This is a genomic window from Bradyrhizobium sp. Pha-3 (assembly GCF_042258325.1).
GTDB lineage: Bacteria > Pseudomonadota > Alphaproteobacteria > Rhizobiales > Xanthobacteraceae > Bradyrhizobium > Bradyrhizobium elkanii.
On the sequence record NZ_CP170151.1, the window covers coordinates 2,920,252 to 2,935,352 of the forward strand.

10 protein-coding genes and 2 pseudogenes are annotated in these 15,101 nt (G+C 65.4%); 7 read left to right on the forward strand and 5 right to left on the reverse strand.

The features are described 5' to 3' along the window. Window positions 1-2 precede the first annotated feature (2 nt). From ACE10X_RS13715 to ACE10X_RS13730, 4 genes are all read left to right on the forward strand, one after another. Window positions 3-1,097: an LLM class flavin-dependent oxidoreductase gene (locus ACE10X_RS13715; protein ID WP_038383985.1), complete on the forward strand. Its 1,095-nt coding sequence runs from the start codon at window positions 3-5 to the stop codon at window positions 1,095-1,097. Continuing rightward, entirely contained in the window at window positions 1,094-2,035 is a 942-nt protein-coding gene (locus tag ACE10X_RS13720; protein ID WP_038383984.1) for an ABC transporter substrate-binding protein, read from the forward strand. Before ACE10X_RS13715 ends, ACE10X_RS13720 begins: the two co-directional genes overlap by 4 nt. Before the next feature lie 518 nt (window positions 2,036-2,553). Next, complete coding sequence (locus ACE10X_RS13725; RefSeq protein WP_038384004.1) at window positions 2,554-3,396, forward strand: CmcJ/NvfI family oxidoreductase; 843 nt, start codon at window positions 2,554-2,556, stop codon at window positions 3,394-3,396. Window positions 3,397-3,640: 244 nt separating this feature from the next. Further along, on the forward strand, window positions 3,641-4,876 hold the full coding sequence (locus ACE10X_RS13730) for an MFS transporter (protein ID WP_038383983.1): 1,236 nt from the start codon (window positions 3,641-3,643) through the stop codon (window positions 4,874-4,876). A gap of 13 nt (window positions 4,877-4,889) precedes the next feature. Here ACE10X_RS13730 and ACE10X_RS13735 read toward each other — a convergent pair whose 3' ends face one another. The 4 genes from ACE10X_RS13735 to ACE10X_RS13750 are packed head-to-tail and all read right to left on the reverse strand — an operon-like array spanning window position 4,890 to window position 8,136. After that, a complete protein-coding gene (locus tag ACE10X_RS13735) occupies window positions 4,890-5,654 on the reverse strand; it encodes an anti-sigma factor (RefSeq protein ID WP_038383982.1) in 765 nt (254 codons plus the stop codon). Next, complete coding sequence (locus ACE10X_RS13740; protein WP_038383981.1) at window positions 5,651-6,178, reverse strand: RNA polymerase sigma factor; 528 nt, start codon at window positions 6,176-6,178, stop codon at window positions 5,651-5,653. The genes ACE10X_RS13735 and ACE10X_RS13740 overlap by 4 nt, the downstream gene beginning before the upstream one ends. After that, window positions 6,175-7,632: a YncE family protein gene (locus ACE10X_RS13745; protein WP_375764267.1), complete on the reverse strand. Its 1,458-nt coding sequence runs from the start codon at window positions 7,630-7,632 to the stop codon at window positions 6,175-6,177. The genes ACE10X_RS13740 and ACE10X_RS13745 overlap by 4 nt, the downstream gene beginning before the upstream one ends. A gap of 12 nt (window positions 7,633-7,644) precedes the next feature. Then, window positions 7,645-8,136 (reverse strand): DUF305 domain-containing protein, encoded by a 492-nt coding sequence (locus tag ACE10X_RS13750; protein WP_038383979.1) that lies wholly within the window; start codon window positions 8,134-8,136, stop codon window positions 7,645-7,647. A gap of 260 nt (window positions 8,137-8,396) precedes the next feature. Here ACE10X_RS13750 and ACE10X_RS13755 point away from each other — a divergent pair, with 260 nt between their 5' ends. Together ACE10X_RS13755 and ACE10X_RS13760 are read left to right on the forward strand one after the other, a co-directional pair. Beyond that, complete coding sequence (locus ACE10X_RS13755) at window positions 8,397-10,049, forward strand: hydantoinase B/oxoprolinase family protein (protein WP_038383978.1); 1,653 nt, start codon at window positions 8,397-8,399, stop codon at window positions 10,047-10,049. 7 nt (window positions 10,050-10,056) lie between these two features. Further along, window positions 10,057-12,096 carry a hydantoinase/oxoprolinase family protein gene (locus ACE10X_RS13760; RefSeq protein WP_038383977.1) on the forward strand — a complete coding sequence of 680 codons (2,040 nt, stop codon included), beginning with the start codon at window positions 10,057-10,059 and terminating at the stop codon, window positions 12,094-12,096. 250 nt (window positions 12,097-12,346) lie between these two features. On the opposite strand, the pseudogene ACE10X_RS13765 reads toward ACE10X_RS13760, so the two are convergent. Continuing rightward, window positions 12,347-13,462: pseudogene (locus ACE10X_RS13765) on the reverse strand (integrase core domain-containing protein); the annotation flags it as partial. Window positions 13,463-13,788: 326 nt separating this feature from the next. On the opposite strand from ACE10X_RS13765, the pseudogene ACE10X_RS13770 reads away from it, so the two are divergent. Further along, window positions 13,789-15,021, forward strand: a pseudogene (locus tag ACE10X_RS13770) (ABC transporter substrate-binding protein). The last annotated feature ends 80 nt before the right edge of the window (window positions 15,022-15,101 follow it).

A 15,101-nucleotide genomic window follows, 5' to 3' on the forward strand; every position in this document is an offset into this window, starting at 1 on the left:
TCATGCCGGTCGAGTTCATCGGCTTCATCACCAACAACAATGCCTCCGAGACCATCGTCCGCGCCGGGCCGGTGCTCGATCCGCCCTATATCGAGACGGTGGCCAAGGCGCATGAGCTCGCCGGTTTCGATCGCGCGCTGCTGGCGTTCCATTCCACCACGCCGGATGCGTTGCAGGTCGCGCAGCATGTCCTGACCATCACCAAGCAGCTCAAGGTGATGATCGCGCAGCGGCCGGGCTTCACCGCGCCGACGCTGCTGGCGCGCCAGCTCGCGACGCTGGATCAGTTCTATGGCGGCCGCGTCTCGCTGCATGTCATCACCGGCGGCAACGCCATCGAGCTGCGCCAGGACGGCAACACGCTCGACGACAAGGACGAGCGCTACGCCCGCACCAGCGAATTCCTCGACGTGGTGCGGCTGGAATGGACCAGCGAGAAGCCGTTCAACTACAGCGGCAAGTATTACAACGTCGAGAACGGCTTCTCGCAGGTGAAGCCGCTGCAGAAGGGCGGCATCTACACCTTCGTCGGCGGCGGCTCGGACGCCGCGGTCGAGGTCGCCGGCAAGCACGCTGACACCTTCGCGCTGTGGGGCGAGTCCTACGCGCAGGTGCGCGACGTCACCGCGCGGGTGCGCGCGGCTGCTGCCAGGCACGGTCGGCCGACGCCGCGCTTCAGCCTGTCGGTGCGGCCGATCCTCGCCGACACCGAGGAGAAGGCGTGGAAGAAGGCGGAGCATATCCTCGAGCGCGCCACCGCGCTGCAGGACCAGACCGGCTATCGCCGGCCCGATCACGCGACCGACGGCGCCAAGCGGCTCTTGGCGCTCGCCGATCAGGGCACGCGCATCGACAAGCGGCTGTGGACCGAGATCGCCAAACTGACGGGCGCCAACAGCAACACCACTGCGCTGGTCGGCACGCCCGAGCAGGTCGCCGAGGTGTTCAGCGATTATTACGATCTCGGCGTCAGCCATTTCCTGATCCGCGGCTTCGATCCGCTGGTCGATGCGATCGACTATGGCCGTGCGCTGATCCCGCTGACCCGCAAGCTGATAGAAGCGCGCGACCAGCAGCGGGGGATTGCCGCCGAATGATCCGTCTCATTGTTGCGGCAGCGCTTGCGCTCGCCGCCGTCGATGGCGCTGCCGCGCAGACCACATTGCGCGTCGGCGACCAGAAGGGCAATTCGCAGGCCGTGATGGAAGCGGCCGGTGTGCTCAAGGACGTCCCCTACAAGATCGAGTGGAAGGAGTTCGCCGCTGCGGCGCCGCTGCTGGAGGCGTTGGGGGCGGGTGCGATCGACACCGGTCTGGTTGGCGACGCGCCGTTCACGTTTGCGGCCGCCGCCAAAATTCCGGTCAAGGCGATCGCGGCGGTGCGGCAGTCGCGCGACGGGCTCGCGGTCGTGGTGCCGGAAAACTCCGCGATCAAGAGCTTCGACGATCTGCGCGGCAAGAAGATCGCGACCGGCCGCGGTTCGATCGGCCATCAGCTGATCCTGGCGGCGCTGGAATCGAAGGGCTGGCAGGCGAGCGACGTGCAGATCGTGTTCCTCGCGCCGTCGGACGCCAAGGTCGCCTACACGCAGGGCGCGGTCGACGCCTGGTCGACCTGGGAGCCTTATGTCAGCCAGGAAGAGGTGCTGTTCAAGTCGCGCCGCGTCATCACGGCCGACGGCATCACGCCCGGCCTCGGCTTCCAGGTCGCAACGCCCGATGCGATCAAGGACAAGCGCGCCGAGCTCGAGGATTTCGTGCGGCGCCTCGCCGCCGCGCGCGCCTGGTCGCAGAACAATGTCGAGGGCTACGCCGCGACCTGGGGCAGGCTGATGAACATCCCGCCAGCGGTACCGCTCAACTGGCTGACGCGGGCCAAGATCCGCATCGCGCCGATCGACGACGGCGTGGTGGCCGACGAGCAGAAGACCATCGACCTCTACGACCGCTGGGGCCTGATAAGGCAGAAGATCAACGCCGCCGACATCGTCGACCGGTCGTTTAGCACCGCGGTCGAGAAGGGTGCGGGACTGTAGGCAATTTGCGAGCGACACCAGCGTCGTCCTGGCGGAAGCCAGGACCCACTACCCCGGCTGGCAGTTGTTGTACGACGCTGGGGCCGCGATGCCGCTCACTATCAAATTCGGTGGTAATGGATCCTGGCTTTCGCCAGGGCGACGGGCGCTTGCACAATTTCGGAATAATGGAAACGTATTCCTGATTTGCCCGACGTGTCAAGCGGCTCTGTCGAAGGCCGGCAGCCGCGAGCTCCTTTGCATGGGGTTGTTTTCGATATTTAGCCAGCGCACCTGCGGCGGCCCTGCAAGTCGGAGATGTGGACCGTCTGCGCGGAAGCGCTTCAACTCCGCACCATTGCACCGCTAACGAACCCGTGATTCAAAACATCCATTCGTCCGCGCGCTGCCGCGCGGCAAGGATTTTCCCCGTTTGGCACATTCCAAAACCGCAACGTTGCTATTTTCGCCACGACCTTGCCACCCCGGCCGGCGCCGCCAAGATCAAAAGGACGAACAATCGAGTCCGGGAGATCACCGTGGGCCTTCAACAAACTCGCATCGAGTCGCTGCCGTTTGTGACCGCTGAACTGAATTATCTTGCGCCGACGCCGGGCAAGCCCCGGACCTACGCCTTCGATCCGCCGCCCGGCGAACCCAAATCCACCGCGCTGCCCGAAGCCCACAACGTTCCGATCTTTGACGGGCGCCTGATCGCGGACAGCTTCTCGCTCGATCGCGAGGGCTTTGCGCTGGTCAAGCATCCGACCAGCGTGAAGGACTATTACGACGACAACGAAGTCCGCAACGTCTACTATCCCGCCGTGGAAGCCTTCCTGAAGGCGACGCTGAAAGCGGATCGTGTTTTCATCTTCGATCACACCGTGCGCAAGCGCGTCGAGGGTGCGGCCGATATCCGCGGCGGCGGACCGCGTCAGCCCGCGACCCGCGTCCATGTTGACCAGACCGCCGTCTCCGGCCGAAACCGGGTGTTCGAGCATCTGCCCGAGGAAGCCGAGCAACTGGTCAAGGGCCGCGTCCAGGTGGTCAACCTGTGGCGCCCGATCCGCGGACCGTTGCGCGATTCACCGCTCGCGATGGCCGACGGTACGACAGTGGCGCCGGAAGATCTGATTGCCTCCGACCTGATCTATCCGAACCGCAGCGGCGAGACCTATTCGGTGAAGTACAATCCGAACCATCGCTGGTTCTACATTCCCGAGATGACGCCGGACGAGGCGATCCTGCTGAAATGCTACGACTCGGCGACCGACGGCCGCACGCGGTTCGGGCCGCATACGGCGTTTGTCGATCCCACCACGCCCGCGGACGCCGCGCCGCGCGAGAGCATCGAGCTGCGCACGCTGGTGTTCCATAAGTAGTAAAGTCACCTCGCCCCGCTTGCGGGGATCGAGACGAGCGAAGCTCGCTCTTAGGTCGCCGCGAAGCGGAGGGTGAGGGGGAGCTTCCACGCATCCAATTGTCACCGTGTTCGCCGAGGCTGCCCCTCACCCCAACCCTCTCACCGTGAAGAACGGGGAGAGGGCTAACCAGATTGGCACCATCCGCCCAATAATGTTACGCCCGTCGCCAAACCGCTCGGGGAAGAGGCGATTCGTGGACGGCGTGGTGACGAAGGAAGAGGCGGGGATCGGGTTCCGCGCCCTGGTGCTTGCACTTCTGGCATTGGCCTCCGGCCACATGCTGTCGACGCTGCTGCGGACCATCCCGGCGATCAGCCTCGATCTGATGGCGTCGGATTTCGGTACCTCGCCGCAGGCGCTGGCGAGCCTCACCTCGATCTATCATTTCTCCTTTGCCGCCTCGCAAATCCCGGTCGGCGCCGCGATGGATCGTTTCGGCGTGCGGCCGGTGTCGCTGAGCCTGCTCGCCGGTACCGTGATCGGAACGCTGGTCTCGGCACTGGCGACGGGGCCGGCGAGCTTCGTGCTTGGCCAGCTCATGCTCGGCGTCGCCACTTCGGGCATGCTGATGTGCCCGATGACGCTCGCGGCCAAGCAGATGTCGGCGGCGAAGTTCGGCCTGTGGTCCGGCCTGATCCTCTCGATCGGCAATATCGGGATGCTGCTGTCGGCAAGCCCGCTGGCCTTCGTGGTCGATCAGTTCGGCTGGCGCGCCGGTTTCTGGGTTTCGGCCGGCTTCGGCATTGTCGTACTGATCGCGGTGTTCGGGCTGGTGCCGCGGCAGCCGGCGGCGCATGCGGACGATTCCTCGCCGCTGCACCAGATGGCCGAGGTGCTGCGGCTCGGCATGTCGCGCGGCCTGCGCGGGTTGATCGCGCTGTCGCTGGTGTCGCTCGGCGCGTCGTTGACCTTGCGCGGCTTGTGGGGCGGCCCGTGGCTGATGGACGAGAAAGGGCTGAGCCGGATCGAGGCCGGCAATGTGCTCGGCCTGTTCACGCTGGCGATGATCGTCGGCCCGGCCTGCATCGGCGCCTTCGATCGCAAGTTCGGGCACCGCCGTACCATGGTGGCGGTGACGCATGCCATCGCCGCGCTGCTGCTCGTCTTGATGGCGGCCGGTGCAGCGCATTTCCCGGTCTCGAACCTCTTCGGCGTTGCCGTGATGCCGACGCAATATGACCTGGTGCTGTTGATCCTGATCGGGCTCGCGACGTCGGCGCAGCCGCTGATCTACGGCATGACGCGCCAGCTCGTCGACGCACAGAACACCGGCAAGGCGCTGTCGTCGGTCAATCTCGCGTTCTTCCTCGGCGCAGCGCTGCTGCAATCCAGCACCGCCGGCGTTGCGGCGCTGTTCGGGCTGCCCGCGGTGCTGCTGTTCATCGCCGGCGCGCTGGCGATCGGGATCGTGCTGTTCCTGGTCTACACCAGGCCCTAGCGTTCCGTTCCGATCAGATCGTCTGCGCCTGCTTGCGAATCTCGTTGGCAAGCGGCCGCAGGGAATCGCCCCCGCGCGGCCCCACCAGGGAGTAGCCCGTACCGCCGTCGGCCCACGAGAAGCCCGCGACGTCGCCACCCGAATGCGCGGCCATCGGCGCGTTCTGGTCTGACGTCATCGGGCGGGTGAGAACCACAAGCCGCTCGCCGCGATCGTCGTCGTACATGAACATGGCCGCAGGACCATGTGCGGTCGGCACCACCCGTCCGCCCATCAAACGATATCCCGACTTGGTGAGATCCGGCAGCTTCACCGGTTGATGCAACCGGTTGGAGACCCATTGCACAAGCTCGGTGCTGTCGCGCAGCTCGACCGGCCGCGTGCGATCGGAGGCGTACACTCTGTAGGAATCGCTGGCCTCCTCGGCGAGCGCCACAATTCCGCCGACCGGTGCCTGTGTCGCGCCACGGATCACCCATCCGCCGAGGCCGCCGATCGAGAGCATCAGCATGGCTGCGATGGCCCAGCGCAATGACGAGGGGCGGCGGCGCGGGCTCTCGATCATCCTGGCGAGGTTAAGCTGTGGCGGCAGCGGCTCCTCGGTAATCGGCAGTAGTGCCGATCGCAAAAGGTTACGCTCATTGGAGTAGGCGGCGATGCGCTTGGCCACATCCGGATGCTTCTCCAGATAGGCAGCGACATCAGCCTCGCGTTCCGGTTCGAGCGCGCGATCCACATAGGCATGCAGATCGTCTTCGGTAATGGGTCGACTGCTCATGTCCTGTTCCGCAATTGCACGACATTATGGTCCCGCTGGCCTGACATCCCCTCCAACTCGTGATGCAGCCGCTCGCGGGCGCGCGCCAGCCGCGACATCACCGTGCCAACAGGCACGCCAAGCACCTTCGCGGCCTCGGCATAGGACAGATCCTCGACGCCGATGAGCAGCAGCACTGCACGCTGGTCATGCGGAAGCCTCGCGAGCTTCGCCATGACGTCGCGATACATCACCTTGTGCTCCTGTTCCGCCTCCTGACCGAATGTATCCTCGTTGGTTTCGTCGATCGTGACATGGACGCCGCGCCCCGTTGCGCGGCGAAACTGGTTGATGGCGAGGTTGTGCAGGATCGCGAACAGCCACGGCCGCGGATTGTCCGACCGCCGCTGCTCCCAGTGAATCACGGCGCGCTCGAGGCAGTCCTGCACCAGGTCGTCGGCCGCCGCCTGGTCGCGGACCAGGGCCCGCGCATACCGCCGCAAGGCGGGTATCAGCGGCTCGACCAGGTGCAGCATGTCGCTCATGGCGCTTGCACCTGCACGACCGCTCCGAGTTTCGCCGGTTCGCCGGATGCGATGACGAGGTAACGCCGCTCGGTCCTGGCTGCGCTCTGCACGATCTGGCGGATCGGTCCGATGACGTTGACAATGGCGGAGCCGGCGGGATTGGTCGTGAAGACTGCCAGAGGCTCCACCGATCCCGTGCCATCGGCACGTTCGGCCAATCCTAGCACGTAGTGCTGCTTGGGTTCGAGTCCGGTGACCGATGCCTGCAGCACCTGGATCAGCCCCTGATCGAACAGCGAGACGCTGGTCGGCGGCTTCTCCCCCTTGGCCTGCTTCTTCGGCGCGAGCGCAAGGTGAGCGGCCTGGCCGGCAACACCGAGCGCCTGCAGGTTCTGGCGGTCATCCGGATTCGGCGCGGCGTTCGGTACGTAAGCTATGGCCTGCGGCGCCTGGCCGATCGGGATGTTGGCGACCACCTTGTTGGTCGCGGTGTCGATCGCGGCCAGCGCGTCGGCGTTTTCGAGACCGACATAGACCCGCGTGCCGTCGCCGGACGGCCAGACGCCGTGCGGCAGATTGCCGACGGGGATGGTCGCGACTTGCGAGAAATCATCGGTTCGGAACACCTTGACCTCGTTGGTGCCGCCGATGGTCACATAGGCGAAGGTCCCCTTTGAGGTCCTGGCGAAATTGACGTGGTTGGTGATCGGGCCGGTGTCGATGGCCTTGATCAGGTTGAACGGCGGCTTGGCGTTGAACACCTGCGTCCTGCCGACATCCTTCAGCGTGAACCACACCTGGTCGCCATCGGGCGAGGCCGCGATGTTCGGGCAGAACGGGCTTTCCTGCTTCACCTTCGCGACGATCTGATGGTCTGCGACCGAGACCACGTCGGTCTCCGGATTGAACGACGAGCAGATGTAGCCGTACCTGCCGTCCGGCGAGAAGATCTGCATGCCGGGTCCCGCGGGCACCTCGATGCGCATCGTTTCCTTGAAGCTCTGCGCGTCGATGACCGAGATGTAGTTCTCGCCGCGCACGGTGACCCAGACTTCCTTGCCGTCGGGCGTGAAGAAGGCCTCGTGCGGCGAACGTCCGACATAGGTGACGTGCTTGACCGAGTTCGTCGCCGTGTCGATGAAGGTCACCGAGTTCGACCCGATCGAGACCACCGCGAGGGTCTGGTGGTCGGGCGAATAACCCATGCCGTGCACCAGCACCTGCCCCTTGTAGAGCGGGCTGAAATTCCCCGGCTGCGGATCGCCGAGCCGGATCACGCCGAGCAGCTTGTTGTCGGCCGGGTCGGTGACCGACACCGTGTTGGAGAACTGCTCGGCGGCGTAGACGCGATCGTGATGGCTGACCGGAATGTCGGGCGAGGATGCCGCCCCCGGCGCCTGGCCGGCGAAGGCGGAGCTCGACATCGCCAGCACGGTCGTCGCCAGCAGGCACTTCAGGATTTTGCGGTTCATCGTTTGAGGCTCCTAGTTCTTCATTTCGTGCGACATGTTCATGTGATCGTGAGCCGCGTGATCGTGGGCTGCGGCGGGCGCCGGGCCCGGCTGCGTCGGGGCCGGCGCGGATGCCGTCACCGGCTCGCCGATCGCGAGCTTCATGGCGTCGATCTCCTGCCGTTGCTCGATGATGATCTCCTGCGCGATCCGGCGCAGCTGCTCGTTCTTGCCGTAGCGGAGCTCGATCACCGCCATGTCGATCGCGCCCTGGTGGTGCGGCGCCATCATCGCGACGAAGTCGCGATCGATATCGCCGCTCGGTTTGGCGGCCATGTCGTTCATCATCTTGGTCATCGCGGCATCGTTTTCGGCGAGGAAGGCGCGCTCTTCCGCCGACTGCGCGGTCTGGTCCGGATGATGGGCTTCCTGGGCGAGCACCACCGGGGAGACCGCGACGGCGAACAGGACACGCATGCCGAACACCGCGGCACCGAAGCCGGGTCTGAGGAATCGCAGGATCATGATGTTTCACCCTGAAGGTTGTCGCGGAGGGGCCCCGCGATCCGGTTGGCTTGCATGGGTGGGACGCAGCAGCGTCAGTTCTATTCCGTCGCGGGGCAGGTTCTTCTCGATCACGACTTGCTGATCGAAGGAATGATCCGTTTCGGCCGAGCCAGCCGATTTGCGATCGGCAAGCCACTGGCTATAAGAGGGAATTCCGGTTCCGATCGACCGGTTCCTCGATCCTCCCTGCGCAAGTCGCTCGCGCCAAGAAGGCCAAGATGTCCGCCAAGATCGATCCGATCACCCGCTCCGTCGTCCAGCACCGCCTGTCGTCGATAGTGAAGGAGATGGGCGAAGCCATGCTTCGCACCTCCTATTCGCAGATACTCAATTCCAGCCGCGATTTTTCCCTGGCGATCTGCGACACCAAAGGGCGGCTGATCGCGCAGGCCGATCACATTCCGGTTCATGTCGGCGCCTTGCCCTGGGCGACGCTGGCGGTCGAGGAGCGCTTCAAGGATGTCGCGCCCGGCGACGTCATCCTGCTCAACGATCCCTATCAGGGCGGCAGCCATCTGCCTGACCTGACCGCATTCGTGCCGGTATTCGACGGGGGAAAAAGGCTGCTCTGGACCATCGTGCGTGCGCATCAGAGCGACATCGGCGGCGCCACCCACGGCGCCTACAATCCAGCCGCCACCGAGATCTATCAGGAAGGCATTCGCATTCCGCCGATCAAGCTCTACGAGGCCGGCAAGCCGCGCGAGGATCTGCTCGATCTGCTGGCTTTGAACATCCGCAACCCCCGTGAATTCCGCGGCGACCTCGCGGCAATGCTTGGCGCCGCGCATCTCGGCGAGCGGCGCGTCGCAAAACTGTTCAGCGAGTTTGGCGCGGAGACGGTCGAAGCCGCGATCGAGGCGATCTTGGATGCCACCGAGCAGCAGACCCGCGCCGTGGTGTCCGCCTGGAAGGACGGCGTGTTCTACGGCGAGGCGCTGCTCGACGATGACGGCCACGGCCGCACCGACATCAAGATCGCCGCCAAGGTGACCAAGAAGGGCAGTGACATCGAGGTCGATCTCACCGGCTCCGATCCGCAGTCGACCAGCTTCGTCAATTCGTCGCACGCCAACATGCAGGCGGCGGTCGCGATGGCCTTTGCCTATCTGATCGACGCCGATATCCCCAAGAACACCGGCGCGCTGCGGCCGCTGAAGGTGGTGGCGAAGCAGGGCACGATTGTCTGGGCCGATCCCGGCCGTCCCGTCACCTTGTGCACCAGCCATCCCTCCAACGAGATCGTCGAAGCCATCATCAAGGCGATGTCGGCGTCCTGTCCGGATCGGGTGATGGGCGGGTGGGGGCGCCGCTTCCGCATCGCGATCCAGGGCGAGGATCCGCGCAACGGACGCAATTTCATCTGGCACATGTTCCAGGCACGGCCCGGCGGCGGCGCCTCGCCTGGCGGCGACGGTTATTCGTCGATCGGCGAATGGCACTCGGTCGGCGGTCTCAAATTCGGCAGCATCGAGGTGGCCGAGGTGCGCTTTCCCCTGCATTTCCGCCAGCACGAATTCCGGCCGGACTCCGGCGGCGACGGCCAGCATCGCGGCGGGCTTGGCGTCGCGCTCGACATGGTGCTGGAGACGCAAAAGCCGGCCAAGGGCAACACCGCCGGCGACGGCGCGCGCCATGGTCCCTGCGGCATGCTCGGCGGCAAGGATGGCGAGCCGCACCACTACCGGCTGCTCTCGGAAGGACGCGAGCCGCGCGTGCTGAAGACCAAGGAGGTTGGCATCGAATTGCGCCCCGGCGACTGTCTCGAGATCCGCTCCTCCGGTGGTGGCGGCTGGGGTCCATCAGAGAAACGCTCGGCGGAAGCGCGGGCGCGCGACGTTGCGCAAGGTCTGGTTTCGAAGGCGGTATAGGGCAGCGATGTATACGATTGGGGTTGACGTCGGCGGCACCTACACCGACCTGATTGCGACTGATCAAACCGGGCGCACCGTTTTCGCGAAATCACCGTCCACGCCGGCCGATCAGTCGATCGGCGTCATGGCGGGACTGGAAGAGCTGGCGCGCCGCCTCGGCGTGACACGCGCGGCGATGCTCGCCGCGACCGATCGCCTGGTGCACGGCACGACGGTTGCGACCAATGCGCTGCTCGAGCGCAAGGGCGCGAGGGTTGCGCTCTTGACCACCGAGGGACACCGCGATGTCGTCGAGATGCGCGAAGGGCTGAAGCCGGACCGCTACGATCTGCGCACGCCGCCGCCCGAGCCGCTGGTGCCGCGCGAGCGCCGCTTTGGCGTGCGCGAGCGGCTGAAGGCCGACGGCAGCGCCGCGGTTGCACTCGATGCCACAGCGCTCGGCGATGTCATCGCCGAGGTGAAGCGCTCGGGTGCGAATTCCGTCGCGGTCTGCTTTCTGCACGCCTATCTCAACCCGGCGCATGAGCTCGCCGCCGTCGAGCAACTGGCGAAGGAGCTGCCCGACGTCAGCGTGTCGCGCTCGAGCGACGTGCTGCCGCAGATCAAGGAATATGAGCGCGTCTCGACCACCATCGTGAACGCCTATGTCGCGCCGACGGTGCGGCGCTATCTCACCAATCTGGAGCGCAGCCTCGCGGAAGCCGGCTTTGCGGGCTCGCTGTTCGTCGTGCTGTCGCATGGCGGCATGGCGCCGGTCGAGGAAGCCTCGCGGCTCGCCGCAGGCACCGTGCTGTCGGGGCCGGCCGGCGGCATCTCCGGCAGCCGCCGCTGCGCGGATCTTCTCGGAATTCCCGATCTCGTGCCGTTCGACATGGGCGGCACCTCGACCGACATCTCGCTGATCGCGGACGGCCAGGCCTCGCTGTCGGCCGACGGCATGCTCGCCGGCCAGCGCATCGCGCTGCGCAGCCTCGATATCGCCAGCATCGCCGCCGGCGGCGGCTCGATTGCGAGCGTCGACGGCGGCCGCACACTGCGGGTCGGGCCGGAGAGCGCGGGCTCGGTGCCGGGTCCAGTCTGCTACGGCAATGGCGGCACGGCCGCCACAGTCACCGATGCCAATGTCGTGCTCGGCTATCTCGATGCCGCGGCCTTCATGGGCGGCGCGCGGCCGCTCGATCGTGCGGCGTCGGAAACGGCGGTGGATCAGATCGCCGCAGCGCTCGAGCTGTCGCGGATCGAGGCCGCCGCCGGCATCTACAAGATGATCAATCTGAAGATGGCCGACGGCATCCGCCTGATGACGCTGCGCCGCGGCGTCGATCCGCGCAAATTCGCGCTGCTCAGCTTCGGCGGCGCCGCCGGCATGCACGCCGCCGAGGTCGCGCGCGAGCTCGAGATCAAGCGCATCATCGTGCCGACGGTCGCCTCGGTCCTATCGGCCTGGGGCATGCTGACCAGCGATCTGCGCTACGAGGTCAGCCGCACCCATTACGGCACGGGCCGGATTTCCGCCGACGAAATTCGCGCCTTGTTCGCCGGGCTGGAAGAGCAGGCGGCGGGGCGGCTGCGCGACTGGTTCAAGGGCGATATCGCCATCGAGCGCTCGGCCGAGATGCGCTACGGCGAGCAGGTGTTCGAGATCGACGTGCCGCTCGGCGACGTCGATCTCGGTGCCGCGGACCTGGTGGCGCAGATCGAGGAGCGCTTCCATCGCCGCCACGAGGAGCTCTACACCTATGCTTCGCGCGGCCAGGAGGTGGTGTTCGTCAACGCCCGCGTCGCCGCGGTCGGCAAGGTGGCGCGCGGCAGCAGTGATGCCGGAAAGGCCAGCTCGGCTGCACCCTGCGCGCCGCGCGGCAAGCGGCAGGCCTGGTTCGGTGGGTGGCGCGAGGTGCCGGTCTATGCGCTCGACGATCTCAAGCCGGGCCATGCGCTGGCCGGTCCCGCGATCATTGAGGCCGAAACCACGACGGTTCTGGTCGACAGCGGCGATCGTGTCGCGGTCAACCCGCTGGGCTGGCTCGACATAACATTGCGCTGATCGCCATGCTGGAACTGCGCTCTCTCTCTCTCTCTCTCTCTCTCTCTCTCTCTCTCTCTCTCTCTCTCTCTTGAGCAACCGGCAACATAGGTAACAGTTCAGACCGACAACATAGGTAACACAATTCTCGTTTCGTTCAGGTCTGTTGTTGTTGAGGCTGTGGACCCTGAGGGCAACGGGCAGCGTTGTCCTCAAGTCCACAGCCGCTTGCTTTGCGTCTCGGCCTGCGAAGTTGGTCACCGCGGCGAGCGATCGTGCCGAGCACGATCGGGCCATAGCTGACGGTCCAGCCGTCGTGGTCCTCGGCCAAGCCGACGGGCTCACCGATCAGCGCTTCGCTGATGTAAATCGTGTTGCCCAGCCACTTGATCTCTCCGTTCTGCCGGACCGAACGGACCTCCTGATCGTCAGCGTATTCCGGCTCGCGCAAGACACCGTGGAAGCGGCGCGAGGAGGCTTGGTAACGGTCGGCTGGCGTGGCGTTGTCGAGCGACTGGTGCGGGCGCTCTTCGTTGTAGAGATACTGGAAGCTGTGCAAGCGCTTAAGCTGCTCGCGCATGGTGGGAGCCGGCGGGCTGGCGACGTCTTGCAGCAGGGTCAGATGCATGCGCTCATGGCGGCCGTTCTGCTGAGGTTTGCCCGGTGCAATGCGCTCCGGCGTCACGCCGGCTTTGATCAGCTTCACCGACAGCCGCGACAATCCTCCAGCGCCGCGCGAGGCAAACGGCGAGCCGTTATCCGAGCGCATGTAATGCGGCAACCCAAATTCGCGGAACGCCGCGTCCAGCACGGGCCAGACATGATCCGTGTCGGTGCGCGCCAAAACCTGGCAGCGCAGCAGGTAGCGGCTATAGGCATCGGTGATCGTCAGCGGCTCGCAGCGCATGCCGTCCCCGGTCAGGAACCAGCCCTTGAAGTCGATGCACCAAGTATCGTTGGCTGCATCGCAACCGGCAAAGGGCGCGCTCGAGGGCGGGCTGCGTCGGCGCAGCTTGCGCTTCACCGTCAGGCCTTCACGATCGAACAGCTCGCCGATCGTGCTTGCCGCGGGCCATGCCGTCCGAGGTGACTTCCGTTCGAGAAAGGCCAGCACCTTGATCGGCCCCCAGGTCGGATGCGCCCGACGCACTTCAAGGCAGCGCTCGGCAATCTTTTCCGCAACGCTTTGCGGACGATGCAAAGGAGCTCGTGGACGATCGAACAGTCCGGCCGCGCCTTCTTCCTCGAACCGCGCAAGCCATTTGTAGCCCACCCGACGGCTCACTCCGAATCGCCGACACACCGCCGCAAATGACTCCTCGTGCTTTTGCGCCGCCACCACAAACCGCATCCGCTCATCCACAGCACAGGTCTCCATCCACCCCATCGGCAAGCTCCTCCTCGCCGATCAGTTGACCTGTTACCCATGTCGCCGGTCTATTCTGTTACCTATCTAGCCGGTTAGGACCCTCTCTCTCTCTCGCTTGCGGGGGAGGGTTGGGGTGGGGGTCTCGCCACGAGTCGGACCACGATTCTGTGGAAGGAGCCCCCACCCGAATTGCATCTTCGATGCAATCCGACCTCCCGCGCAAGCGGGAGAGGTAGAGGTCCGCCGCCGCCATCAACATTTCATTTTCCCGGCATTGGCTTGGGCGATAAGGTCGCGTCCTCGGGAGGGAGCGCCGGCTGCTGCCGGCGTTTGTGGCGATGTTGATGCAAACAAAAAGACAAACGGCGCTTTCGATATCCCTCGTCCTCGCAGCTGTCCTCGCGGCGGCGCCGTTGCGCGCGCAGCAGGCGCCCGAAGCAAGCGGCAGCGAGATCCGCGTCGGCAACGTCATGCCCTATACCGGGCCGCTCGCGGCGTTCGCGACCATCGGGCGGGCGGAGGCGGCCTATTTCGACATGGTCAACGAGCATGGCGGCATCAACGGCCGCAAGGTCAGGTTCGTCTCGGTCGATGACAGCTCCAATCCGAAGATCGCGATGGAGAAGACCCGCGATCTCGTCGAGAAGCAGGACGTGCTGTTGATGTTCGGCTCGTTCGGCACGCCGAGCAATCTCGCGGTCCGAAAGTACCTTAACGAGAACAAGGTGCCGCAGCTGTTCGTTGCCTCCGGCGACGAGGCGTGGGCGCATCCTGTGGCCTTTCCCTGGACCATGGGCTGGCAGCCGACCTTCCGCGCCGAGGGGCGGATCTACGCCAACTATATCCAGGCCGCCTATCCCTCGCGCAAGATCGCGGTGCTCTGGCAGAACGATCAGTTCGGCCGCGACCTGTTCAAGGGATTGCAGGAAGGGCTCGGCGACACCGCCGGCATGATCATCGCCGATCTCGCCTTCGACGCGTCGGAGACCGCGATCCAGAACCAGATCGGAATCCTGAAGAACTCCGGCGCCGATATTCTGGTGTTCGACGGCGCGCCGGCAATCGCGGCGCGCGCGATCCGCGTCGCCGCCGACCTCGACTGGCATCCGGTGTTCATCCTCGACAATGCGTCGGCCTCGATCGCCAGCGCCTTGCGGCCGGCAGGCTTGCAGAATTCGCTCGGCGTGATCTCGACCTCGTTCCTCAAAGATGCCGGCGATGCCTCCTGGAAGGACGATCCGCAGATCAAGGCGTAACTTGCCTTCATGGACAAGTATTATCCTGACGGCGACAAGGACGACATCTACGCCGTGTTCGGCTACGCCGCCGCGGATACGCTGATGCAGGTGCTGCGCCAGTGCGGCGACGATTTGTCGCGCGAGAACATCATGCGCCAGGCCGCGTCGCTGAAGGACTACCAGAGCCCGATCGCGCTGCCCGGGATCGTGATCAACACCGGACCGAAGGACTTCCGCCCGATCAAGCAGATGCGGCTGGTGCAGTTCGACGGCAATGCCTGGCAGCCGATCGGCGACGTGATCGACAGCGCGTTCACGGCAGTGCGCGAGGATAATTGAGGCACTCAGCTGGGTTATGCGTCGTCCCGGCGAAGGCCGGGACCCATTACCCCAACTCTCAGTTGTTTGTGCGTCGCCGG

Excerpts from the sequence above, each read along its gene's own strand:
- ACE10X_RS13760 (WP_038383977.1), top strand. The coding sequence starts at position 10,057 with ATGTATACGATTGGGGTTGACGTCGGCGGCACCTACACCGACCTGATT.
- ACE10X_RS13715 (WP_038383985.1), top strand. The coding sequence starts at position 3 with ATGCCGGTCGAGTTCATCGGCTTCATCACCAACAACAATGCCTCCGAG.
- ACE10X_RS13735 (WP_038383982.1), bottom strand. The coding sequence starts at position 5,654 with ATGAGCAGTCGACCCATTACCGAAGACGATCTGCATGCCTATGTGGAT.
- ACE10X_RS13750 (WP_038383979.1), bottom strand. The coding sequence starts at position 8,136 with ATGATCCTGCGATTCCTCAGACCCGGCTTCGGTGCCGCGGTGTTCGGC.
- ACE10X_RS13755 (WP_038383978.1), top strand. The coding sequence starts at position 8,397 with ATGTCCGCCAAGATCGATCCGATCACCCGCTCCGTCGTCCAGCACCGC.
- ACE10X_RS13745 (WP_375764267.1), bottom strand. The coding sequence starts at position 7,632 with ATGAACCGCAAAATCCTGAAGTGCCTGCTGGCGACGACCGTGCTGGCG.
- ACE10X_RS13740 (WP_038383981.1), bottom strand. The coding sequence starts at position 6,178 with ATGAGCGACATGCTGCACCTGGTCGAGCCGCTGATACCCGCCTTGCGG.
- ACE10X_RS13720 (WP_038383984.1), top strand. The coding sequence starts at position 1,094 with ATGATCCGTCTCATTGTTGCGGCAGCGCTTGCGCTCGCCGCCGTCGAT.